Genomic DNA, 11,168 nt, shown 5'->3' on the forward strand with positions numbered 1-11,168 from the left:
GAAATGACTCAGCGCCGATGATAGTGCGGATTCCCGTGTGAAAGTAGGTCATCGTCAGGCTATTTACCCCGCGAAACCCTCCGACTCCCATGAGTCGGAGGGTTTTTGCTTTTGCAGCGTGCAATATCTGCGCTCAGCATGCAATATCTCTGCGTCCTGCTGCAGTCGGCATCCTGGCTCATCTTGGACGCCCCGTTCCGTCAATACCTTGAAAGCGCCGCCGTCTTCCGATGCATCGGCTACAAGGTGCGGCAAGTCCCGGTGACATGTCGAAGACGGCGATGAAGTTGTCTTGAAGTTCATTAATCGAACATGTCGAGATCTCCCTCCTGCAGGTATTCGCTCCCTCGTATCCCCGCTTTGTCGCAGCGGGATGCAGTTCGTCGCTTGTCCGTGGCGGCTCATCTCGGCACTGGGAATACTCCGATCCCTACAAAGCTCGGCCATCAGACCGGGCTCGTGGAGAGAGACCCATGCGACGCTGCGATTACCGCCTTATTGCGAGTTCTTTGACCCTTGCCCTGACGTTGGGCTTGCCTGCTGTGCCTGCGCAAGCGAGTGAGGTGGTCAAGCTGGCGCGCCTGGTCATCACGGGCAAGCGCCTGGGCAGCACGCCGCCCCCGCCGGTGGCGCCCGCTCCGGCCAAGCTGCCCCGAGTTGTGATCGAGGGCCAACATGTCGAGCCCATGTATCGCGTGGCTCAGCAGCATCCCATGCCTGTGCGCGGTCTTGTCAGGCCCATCTGATTCCTTCCAGCGCAACCTGAGCGCTGTCCTTCGGACTCAGACCCAAGCGGGTGGCTTCGGGTTTCGGCGGCCCATCGCGAAGCTGTCCACACATGGTGGCGCCGCCTAGCACTTGAAGTGGAGGGTAGTTAAGGTGGTGCGGTGGGGCTCATGGTCCCAAGAAGAAAAGGGCCCAGAAGGGCCCTTGAATCTTCGAGTGAGTGACTCGGGTCAGAGCCGCTCCGCCACCCAGGCTTGCACACCAGCCAATGCAGCAGGCAAGGCCTTGGCATCGGTGCCACCGGCCATGGCCATGTCGGGCTTGCCGCCACCCTTGCCGCCCACTTGCTGTGCCACGAAGTTGACCAGGTCACCGGCCTTGACTTTGCCGATGCTGTCCGACGTGACTCCGGCTGCCAGCTGGACTTTGTCGCCGTCGACAGCTGCCAGCACGATGGCTGCCGTCTTGAGCTTGTCCTTCAACTTGTCCATGGTTTCGCGCAGCGTCTTGGCATCTGCGCCGACCAGCGTGGCGGCCAGGACCTTGATGCCCTTGACGTCTACGGCTTGAGCCATCAGCTCATCACCCTGGGCGGAGGCCAGCTTGCTCTTGGCCGAAGCGAGTTCCTTCTCGAGTGCCTTGACCTGATCCAGCACCGCATGAACGCGTTGCTCCAGCTCGGTGGGAGCCGCCTTCAGCGTGCCGGCCACAGCCTGCACCGTGTCTTCCAGCGATTGCAGATAGGTGAGGGCGCCGTCGCCCGTGACTGCTTCCACGCGGCGCACACCAGCAGCCACGCCGCCTTCGCCAACAATCTTGAACAAGCCGATATCGCCCGTGGCCTTGACGTGTGTGCCGCCGCAGAGTTCCTTGGAGGATCCGATGGAGAGCACGCGCACAGTCTCGCCGTACTTCTCCCCGAACAGCATCATCGCGCCGCTCTTCTGAGCGTCGTCCAGCGCCATCACTTCGGCCTTGGCCCCCGCATTGGTCAGGATTTCGGCGTTGACGATGGCCTCGACCCTGCGGATTTGCTCGGCCGTCATTGGCGCGTTGTGCGCGAAGTCGAAGCGGGTGCGCTCGGCGTTGACCAGCGAGCCCTTCTGTTGCACATGGCCGCCGAGCACTTCGCGCAGGGCCTTGTGCATCAGGTGGGTCGCGCTGTGGTTGCGCACGGTCTTGCTGCGGGCTTCGGCGTTCACCTTGGCGGCGAACTGGTCGCCGGTCTTGATCGTTCCTTCCAGCACCCGACCATGATGACCGAACACATCGGCCTGGATCTTCAACGTATCTTCCACGGCGAAGCGGCTCGTGTTGTTGCGCAGCTCGCCGCTGTCGCCGGCCTGGCCTCCGCTCTCGGCGTAGAAAGGCGTGTGGTCCAGCACCACCACGGCGTCGTCACCGGCCTTGGCTTCGCTGACCAGCGCGCCATCCACATACACAGCCGTGACCTTGCTCGTTTCGCAGACCAGGTGCTCATAGCCGTGGAAAGCCGTGGCCGTGCCCTTGTACTCAAGGCCGGCGGCCATCTTGAACTTGCCGGCGGCACGGGCCTGCTCGCGTTGACGGGTCATGGCGGCGTCAAAGCCCGCTTGATCGACAGTCACGCCACGCTCGCGGCAGACGTCGGCGGTCAGGTCGACCGGGAAGCCGTAGGTGTCGTGAAGCTTGAAGGCGGTTTCGCCGTCGACCTGCTTCTCGCCCTTGGCCAGAGCGGCCTCGAGGATTTCCATGCCATTGGCAATGGTCTGGAAGAAGCGTTCTTCTTCCTGCTTGAGCACCTCGGTCACGCGCGCCTGCGCCTGGCGCAGTTCCGGATAGGCATCGCCCATCTGGTTCACCAGCTCGCCAACGATCTGGTGGAAGAAGGGCTTGCGGGCGCCGAGCTTGTAGCCGTGGCGGATTGCGCGGCGAGCGATGCGGCGCAGGACGTAGCCGCGGCCCTCATTGCCCGGGATCACGCCATCCACAATGGTGAATGAGCAGGCGCGGATGTGGTCGGCGATGACCTTCAGCGAGGCGCTTTCCTTGTCGCAGTCGCCGCCACCGGCCGCATCGACGGCCGCCTTGGCCGCAGCGAGCAGGCTGACAAAGGTGTCGATCTCATAGTTCGAATGGACATGCTGCAGGACGGCCGCCAGGCGCTCCAGGCCCATGCCGGTATCGACGGAGGGCTTGGGCAGCTTGTGCATCACACCGTCTTCGGTGCGGTTGAATTGCATGAAGACGTTGTTCCAGATCTCGATGTAGCGATCGCCGTCTTCGTTCGGGCTGCCCGGCGGGCCGCCAGCGATTTCTTCGCCGTGGTCGTAGAAGATCTCGGTGCAGGGGCCGCAGGGGCCGGTGTCGCCCATCATCCAGAAGTTGTCGGACATGTAGCGGCCGCCCTTGTTGTCGCCGATGCGCACGATGCGCTCGGCGGGCACGCCCACAACCTTGTTCCAGATCTCGTAGGCCTCGTCATCCTCGGCGTAGACCGTCACCCACAGCTTCTCTGCCGGCAGCATGAACTTGGTGGTTAGCAGCTCCCAGGCGAACTGGATGGCGTCATGCTTGAAATAGTCCCCGAAGCTGAAATTGCCCAGCATTTCGAAGAAGGTGTGGTGGCGCGCGGTGTAGCCCACGTTGTCCAGGTCGTTGTGCTTGCCGCCGGCGCGAATGCACTTCTGGCTGGTGGTGGCCCTGCTGTAGGCGCGCTTGTCAAAGCCCAGGAACACGTCCTTGAACTGGTTCATGCCCGCGTTGGTGAACAGCAGCGTCGGGTCATCGCCGGGCACGACCGGGCTCGAGGCAACGATCTGGTGACCCTTGGACTCGAAGAACTTCAGGAAGGTTTGGCGAATCTCTGCTGCTTTCATTCCGGAGGGCTTTCTGCGGCTACCGCAAGCGGTAAATACTTGATTTTTCGGGGCTTTCGATTATAAGCGGCCTGACCCGTCGAAGCGGCTCCCGGCCCGGGTAGAGTTGCCCCTCCAACGCATCGAGCGAATGAACGAACGAGACGGAGCGAGTGACGATGGACCAATCCCTGTTGGAACCCCTGGCGACCCTGGATGACGCCAGTCTGCTCAGGACCCAGGCCCTGATTGGCGGCGAATGGGTGAGCGGCAGCAGTGGCGCCCGCTTCCCGGTGCATGACCCCGCGACCGGTGCCTTGCTGGCCGAGGTGGCCAATCTCGGCGCGGTGGATGCCGAAGCGGCCGTGGCGGCGGCCAACAACGCCTGGCCAGCCTGGCGCACCAAGCCGGCCAAGGAGCGCGCAGCCATCATGCAGCGCTGGTTCCAGTTGCTGATAAGGCATGCGGACGACCTGGCCCGCATCATGACGGCCGAGCAGGGCAAGCCGCTGTTCGAGGCGCGCGGCGAGGTGACATACGGCGCGAGCTTCATCGAATGGTTTGCCGAGGAGGGCCGGCGCATCTATGGCGAAACCATCCCGACCACGGACAACAACAAGCGTTACCTGGCGATCAAGCAGCCCATCGGCGTCTGCGCCGCGATCACGCCCTGGAATTTCCCCATCGCGATGATCACCCGCAAGGTCGCGCCGGCCCTGGCTGCGGGTTGTACTGTGGTGATCAAGCCCGCCGAGGCCACGCCGCTGTCGGCCTTGGCCGTCGCCGAGCTGGCCCAGCGCGCCGGGATGCCGGCCGGCGTGTTGAATGTCTTGAGCGCCGACGCCGACGCGTCCATCGCCATCGGCCAGGTGCTGTGCGACAGCCCCGTGGTACGCCATCTCTCCTTCACAGGCTCCACCGAGGTTGGCCGCATCCTGATGCGCCAGTGCGCGCCGACGATCAAGAAACTGTCGCTGGAGCTCGGCGGCAACGCGCCCTTCATCGTGTTTGATGACGCCGACCTGGATTCGGCCGTCGAAGGCGCGCTGGTCAGCAAGTACCGCAATGCCGGGCAGACCTGCGTCTGCGCCAATCGCTTCTATGTGCAGGAAGGCGTTTACGACGCCTTCGTCGAGAAGCTGGCGGCCAAGGTGGCCGGCATCAAGGTCGGCAATGGCTTCACGCCGGGCATCAACCAGGGCCCGCTGATCGATGACGCTGCCATCACCAAGGTCGAGGCCCACGTGGCTGATGCCCTGGCTCTGGGCGCGCGCCTGGTTGTGGGTGGCCGCCGGGCCGAGGCGCTGGGCCTGCGCTTCTTCGAACCCACGCTGCTGGCGGACGCCACGCCCGACATGCTCTGCGCCCGCGAAGAAACCTTCGGCCCGGTGGCGCCGGTGTTCAAGTTCAAGACTGAGGCCGAGGCGATTGCCCTGGCCAACAACACCGAGTTTGGCTTGGCCAGCTACTTCTACAGCCGCGACATTGGCCGCGTGTTCCGAGTCGGCGAGGCGCTGGAGTACGGCATGGTGGGCGTGAACACCGGGCTTATCTCCACCGCTGAAGTCCCCTTTGGTGGGGTCAAGCAAAGCGGTCTCGGCCGGGAGGGGGCTCGCCAGGGCATCGAGGACTATGTGGAGATCAAGTACCTCTGTCTGGGGGATCTCCAGGGCTGAACAGACCGTTCGCCAGGGATTCCACGGGGGCGGCGGACGCGTGCCTGCGTTGAATATCGGGTCATCCGCGCTGCATCTTGCGCGCGCGGAGCAAGCCCATGCAGGCATCGCCCCTGGTCGACGGCATCCACAAGGTCTGGCAGCGCCTGCTGGTGCTGGCCGAGACCTGGCCTGCCTTGCTGGTGCTGGTTGGCGGCCTGGCCAGCACGGGCCTGCTGGCCATCACCTGGCAAGCCGAGGCCGAGCATGAGGTGCAGGGGCGGTTTGCCGGCCTGAGCGAGCGGATCGAGGCCGAACTTGGCCGTCGGCTGGATGCCAGCGTGCTGGCCCTGGAAGGTGCCCGCGGCCTGTTCGCTGCCTCCGGCGAATTGCGGCGCGAGCAGTTCAGCGTCTTTGTCGAATCCTTGAGCCTGCGGCGCGAGCTGCGCGGTGTGCGCGGCCTGGGCTTCGTGCAGGCCGTGCCGCGCGAAGAGCTGGCGAGTTTCGTCCGGGCGCAGCGTGCGCAAGGGGCGGAGCATTTCAACTTGCAGAGCCAGCTGTCCGACGCCGAGCAGTATGTGGTTCGCTTTGCCGAGCCGGCGGCGCGCAATCGCGTGGCGCTGGGCCTGGTGATGAACGCCGAGCCCACGCGTTATGCCGCGGCCTTGCAGGCGCGTCGCAGCGGCGCGCTCACTTTGTCAGGCCGGCTGCGCTTGTTGCAGGAGGAGAGCAATGCGCAGGCCTTCCTGCTCTTGCTGCCGATCTACCGAAGTGGCGTGCCGCGCGCAGGCGAGCCGGAACCGCCTCAGGCCTTGCAGGGTTTTGTCTATGCAGTGCTGATGGCCGATGAACTGGGCGCCGGCATGGGCGAGGCCGCCGACGGCCTGCTGGAGTTCGAGCTCTTTGACAGCCCGCTGCCCTTGCCGGAACAGCGCGTCTATGTCTCCACCACCAACGCTGGCAGCGCTCGTTTCAGTTGGCAGCGACGCATTGCCCTTGGTGGTCGCGAACTGCTCCTGCGAACACAGAGTACGCCGGCCTTCGAGCAAAGCCCCAACCTGGAACGACCGTGGCTGCTGGCCGGTGCAGGCACTCTGTTGAGCCTTGCGCTGGCCTGGGTAACCTGGCTGCTCAGCTCGGGCCGACGGCGTGCTCAGGCACTGGCCAAGGAGATGACGGTCGATCTGGAACTGCTCGCACGCGTGGCCCGTGCGACCAACAACGCGGTGCTCAGCGGCGACCGCGAACTGCGCATCAACTGGGTGAACGAGGGCTTCACCCGGCTGACCGGCTACAGCAGCGAAGAGGCCTTGGGTCGAACGCCGGGTGAACTGCTCACGGGACCGGAGACCGACCCTGCGGCGCTGCAGTTGCTGGCCGATGTGACCTCTGAAGGCGTCGGCGCCCGCCTCGAAATCCAGAATCGACGCAAGGACGGCAGCCTCTACTGGGCCGAGACCGAGATCCAGCCCATCCGCAACGCTGACGGCGCGGTCACCGGCTTCATCGAGATCGCGCTGGACATCACCGAGCGCAAGGCCATGGAGGCCGAGCTGCGTGCGCGCAACACCATGCTGGACCACGCCGGCCGCCTGGCCGGCGTCGGTGGCTGGGAACTCGACCTGCCGACGCGGACCATGCGCTGGTCGATGCAGGCCTGCCACATCCACGACGAACCCAGCGGCCTCGCACCCGAACTCGACCAGGCACTGAAGTACTACGGCAGCGGCGGCCGTGGCCTGTTGCGCGATGCGGTGGAGACGGCTGCGCGCACCGGCGAGGGCTGGGACATCGAGCTGCCCCTGACAACTGCGCTCGGTCGCTTCATCTGGGTGCGCGTGGTTGGCGAAGCCGCCGAGCGCGGGCCCGATGGCAGCGTGATCAAGCTGGTCGGAGCCTATCAGGACATCACGGCCCGTCGCTCTCTCGAGGCCCGCACCGTGCGCAACAACGAAGTGCTGCGCAGCGTGCTGGAGAACCTGCCCTGCGGTCTGAGCGTGTTCGATTCCGAGCTGCGCCTGCAGGCCTACAACGCGCAGTTCCGTGCGCTGATCGAGCTGCCCGACGAGCAGTTCCAGGTCGGCCGCACCCGCTACGAAGACATCGTGCGCTTCAATGCAATGCGCGGCGAGTACGGCCCGGTCGAGAAAGCCGAGCGACATATCGCCAAGATCATGGCGCGCGGTCGCAGCGAGGAGCCACACCAGGTCGAATGGAACCGGCCGAACGGCTGTGTGATCGAGGTGCGCGGCGCGCCTATGCCCGGTGGGGGCTTTGTCGCCACCTACCTCGACATCAGCGAACGCAAGAAGGCCGAGGCCGAGATCGCCCGCACCGGCCTGCTGCTGCGCACGGTGCTTGACGCTGCGGTTGACGTATCGATCATCGCCACCTCGCGATCGCGCGAGATCACCGTCTTCAATCGAGGTGCCGAGCGCCTGCTCGGCTATCGCAGCGAGGAGGTGCTGGGCCAGCGCGCTATGGAGCTGTTCCATGATGCCGAGGAGGTGCGCCAGCGCGCGGCCGAGTGGTCGGTGCGGCTGATGCGTCCGATCATGGGCAACGAGGTCTTTGTCGACCGCGCGTTGCTGGGTGTGGCCCAGGAATGGACCTATGTCCACAAGAGCGGCGCTCGCGTGCCGGTGCTGCTGACGGTGAATCCAATGCAGACCGAGGACGGCGAGATGCTGGGCCACCTCGGACTGGCCATCGACCTGACCCGCCAGAAGCAGCACGAGGCTTCGCTGCAGCTGGCCACGCAGAAGGCCGAGCAGGCCAACGAGGCCAAGAGCCAGTTCCTCGCCAATATGAGCCACGAGATCCGCACGCCGATGAATGCCATTCTCGGCATGCTCAGGCTCTTGCAGAAGACCACGCTGAACCCACGCCAGGCTGACTATGCTGGCAAGGCTGATGGCGCGGCCCGCTCGCTCTTGGGCTTGCTCAACGACATCCTCGACTTCTCCAAGGTCGAAGCGGGCAAGATGAGCCTGGATCCGCATCCGTTCCGGCTTGACCAGCTGTTCCGCGAGCTCTCGGTGATCCTCTCGGCCACGGTGGGCAACAAGCAGGTCGAGGTCTTGTTCGACATCGCACCCGATCTGCCGCCGCTGCTGATGGGCGACGCCTTGCGGCTGCAGCAGGTGCTGATCAACCTCGGCGGCAATGCGATCAAGTTCACGCAGAAGGGCGAGGTCGTGGTGCAGCTGCGGCTGCTGGAGCGAGGCGACAAAGACGTACTGCTGGAGTTTGCGGTGCGCGACACCGGCATCGGCATCGCGCCCGAGCACCAGGCGCAGATCTTCACCGGCTTCACCCAGGCAGAAGCCTCGACGACGCGGCGCTTCGGAGGCACCGGTCTGGGCTTGGCGATCAGCCAGCGCCTGGCTCGAATGATGGGCGGCGAGCTCAAGCTGGACAGCGTGCTGGGTGCCGGCAGCCGCTTTCATTTCCAGCTGCGCCTGCCGGTCCTGGCGGCCGCCGAGGCCGGCGCACCTGTGCATGAGGATCAGGAGCTGCGCGTGCTGATCGTCGATGACAACTCGAGCGCTCGCGAGATGCTCGGCTCGATGGCCCGCTCACTCGGCTGGCGGGTCGATACCGTCGGCTCCGGCGCTGAGGCGCTGGCCCAGTTGGCCGCGCGGCATGGCGGTGGCGCCAGCTACCAGGTGGTGCTGGTGGACTGGCAGATGCCCGGCATGGACGGCTGGGAAACCAGCCAGCGCATCCGCGAGCTGGCGCCCGATGCGGCCACGCCGCTGCTGGTCATGGTCACTGCCCATGGCCGCGAAATGCTGGCCCAGCGCAGCGAGCAGGAGCAGGGTCTGCTGAACGGCTTCCTCGTCAAGCCGGTCACTGCCTCGATGCTGCTGGATGCGGTGGTCGATGCCCGCACCGCCGGCGGCGCCGAGCCCGGCAAGCCCTTGCGTCTGCCTTCCTTGCAGCGCCTGGCCGGCTTGCGGCTGCTGATCGTCGAAGACAACCTCAACAACCAGCAGGTGGCCTGCGAGCTGTTGGAGGATGAAGGCGCCAGCGTGCTGCTCGCGGCCGATGGTCAGCAGGCGGTCAACCTGGTCAGCAGCGCGCAGCCGCAGTTCGATGCCGTGCTGATGGACGTGCAGATGCCGGTGATGGACGGTTACGAGGCCACGCGCGTGATTCGAGAGCAGCTGGGCTTGCGCGAGCTACCTATCGTCGCGATGACCGCGAACGCCATGCCGGCGGACCAGGCAGCGAGCCGGGCCGCTGGCATGGACGAGCATGTCGGCAAGCCCTTCGAGATCGACCATCTGGTGGCACTCCTGAACCGGCTCTGCGGCCGCGGCAATCTCGCCGCGCGCCTGCCGCGTGCCGGCCTGGAAGACATCGCAGTGCTTGTGGAGGCTGCGCGCCAGCAGGGTGTAGTCATCGCCGCAGCACTCGACCGGCTGGGCGGCAAGCGCGAACTGCTTGCACGGATGTCCGCCAGCTTTGCGCAAGGTCAGGCTGGGCTGGCTGCGCGTCTTCGTGAGCTTCTTGGCGCACGCCAGGTGGCCGAGGCGGCGGGTGCCTTGCATGGTCTGCGCGGTCTGGCTGCCACGCTTGGGGCCGAGCGCCTGAGCGCCCAGGCCCAGCTGCTGGAAAGCCGCCTTCGCGCGGACGGCTCGCTGGCGGATGATCAGCTGCAGCGCTTCGAGCACGAACTGGCCGAGGCCTGCGCAGCACTGCAGTCGGTTGCCAAGGCGCTCGCCGGCGCGGAGCCGCCGCCCGCAACAGCAGCGATTTCCCACGGGCCCTCACTGGCTTCGCAGATGCGCAACCTGGTGGCGCTTCTGGCCCAGTCCGACCTGGCAGCGCTCGACGCCTTCGAGCAGTTGCGCCAGCAGCATGGCGCCAGTCTGGGGCCAGGTCTTGCCTCTTTGCAGGCAGCGATCACCGAGCTTGATTTTGAGACTGCGCTGGCTCAGTGCCAGAATCTGCCGCAGGGAGTCAGCTGATGGAAGACCTGGGCCTGACAGCGGATGGTGCACCGGCGCATGACCACGGCAGCCTGCTGAGGCTGCTCGGGCGGCGTCCGCGCCTGCTGCTGGTCGACGACCAGCCGCTCAACATCCAGGCGCTCTACCAGGTGTTCTCGGCTGACTATCAGGTCTTCATGTCCACCCACGCCTCGCAGGCGCTGGCCCTGTGCCGGGACCGCCAGCCCGATCTGCTGCTGCTCGACGTGGAAATGCCCGGCATGGACGGCTACGAGCTGTGCCGCGAGCTCAAGCGTTCGCCCGACCTGCGGGGTATTCCGGTGATCTTCGTGACCGCCCACCAGGATGCCGAAGCCGAGACCCGCGGCCTCGAGGCCGGCGCGGTGGACTTCATCTCCAAGCCCTTCAATGCAGGCGTCGTGCGGGCCCGGGTCAAGGCGCAGCTGAGCCTGAAGCTGCAGTCCGATCTCTTGCGTCGCCTGGCCTTTCTGGACGGTCTCACCGGCCTCTACAACCGGCGTCATTTCGACGAACGCTTCGAGCTCGAATTCCAGCGAGCCCGCCGCACCGGCGCGCCCTTGTCCCTGGTGCTGGCCGATGTGGACTTCTTCAAGCGCTATAACGACCACTACGGCCATCTGGCCGGCGACGATTGCCTTCGCCGTGTCGCCTTGGCCCTGAAGGATTGCCTGAAGCGGCCTGGCGACCTGCTCAGTCGCTATGGCGGCGAGGAGTTCGCTTGCGTCCTGCCTGAAACCGACCTGGCGGGCGCGCTGGCGGTGGCCACCGGCATGGAGCAGGCGGTGCGTGAGCAGCAGATGGCGCATGCACATTCCGACGCCGGCGCCGAAGTCACCATCAGCCTGGGTGTTGCCTGCGTGCAGCCGCATGCGGGCATCGAGTCGGCGCAGTTGATCACAACCGCCGACGAGCAGCTCTATCGCGCCAAGGCCCAGGGGCGCGCCCGCGCATGCGCGATCCAGCTGTGAACG

Annotated in this window: 5 protein-coding genes; 4 read left to right on the top strand and 1 reads right to left on the bottom strand. The window is 65.6% G+C overall.

Features of this window, described 5'->3' with window-relative positions; translation table 11 throughout:
• The first annotated feature begins 527 nt into the window (after window positions 1-527).
• Complete coding sequence (locus tag V3596_RS21230) at window positions 528-746, top strand: hypothetical protein (RefSeq protein WP_334279841.1); 219 nt, start codon at window positions 528-530, stop codon at window positions 744-746.
• A 210-nt stretch (window positions 747-956) separates the two neighbouring features.
• Here the strand turns inward: V3596_RS21230 and alaS are convergent, their stop codons facing one another.
• A complete protein-coding gene (gene alaS, locus V3596_RS21235) occupies window positions 957-3,584 on the bottom strand; it encodes an alanine--tRNA ligase (protein ID WP_334279842.1) in 2,628 nt (875 codons plus the stop codon).
• 158 nt (window positions 3,585-3,742) lie between these two features.
• On the opposite strand from alaS, the gene V3596_RS21240 reads away from it, so the two are divergent.
• The 3 genes from V3596_RS21240 to V3596_RS21250 all read left to right on the top strand — a co-directional run bounded on the left by V3596_RS21240 (window position 3,743) and on the right by V3596_RS21250 (window position 11,165).
• Window positions 3,743-5,239: an NAD-dependent succinate-semialdehyde dehydrogenase gene (locus tag V3596_RS21240; protein WP_334279843.1), complete on the top strand. Its 1,497-nt coding sequence runs from the start codon at window positions 3,743-3,745 to the stop codon at window positions 5,237-5,239.
• 98 nt (window positions 5,240-5,337) lie between these two features.
• Window positions 5,338-10,194, top strand: a complete 4,857-nt coding sequence (locus tag V3596_RS21245) for a CHASE domain-containing hybrid sensor histidine kinase/response regulator (protein WP_334279844.1) — start codon at window positions 5,338-5,340, stop codon at window positions 10,192-10,194.
• Complete coding sequence (locus tag V3596_RS21250) at window positions 10,194-11,165, top strand: diguanylate cyclase (RefSeq protein WP_334279845.1); 972 nt, start codon at window positions 10,194-10,196, stop codon at window positions 11,163-11,165. The genes V3596_RS21245 and V3596_RS21250 overlap by 1 nt, the downstream gene beginning before the upstream one ends.
• The last annotated feature ends 3 nt before the right edge of the window (window positions 11,166-11,168 follow it).

Source organism: Roseateles microcysteis, assembly GCF_036880965.1.
Classification (GTDB): Bacteria; Pseudomonadota; Gammaproteobacteria; order Burkholderiales; family Burkholderiaceae_C; genus JAUASW01.

Bases quoted from the DNA above. Each gene is read 5' to 3' on its own strand.
- alaS (WP_334279842.1), bottom strand. From the start codon at position 3,584: ATGAAAGCAGCAGAGATTCGCCAAACCTTCCTGAAGTTCTTCGAGTCC.
- V3596_RS21240 (WP_334279843.1), top strand. From the start codon at position 3,743: ATGGACCAATCCCTGTTGGAACCCCTGGCGACCCTGGATGACGCCAGT.
- V3596_RS21245 (WP_334279844.1), top strand. From the start codon at position 5,338: ATGCAGGCATCGCCCCTGGTCGACGGCATCCACAAGGTCTGGCAGCGC.
- V3596_RS21250 (WP_334279845.1), top strand. From the start codon at position 10,194: ATGGAAGACCTGGGCCTGACAGCGGATGGTGCACCGGCGCATGACCAC.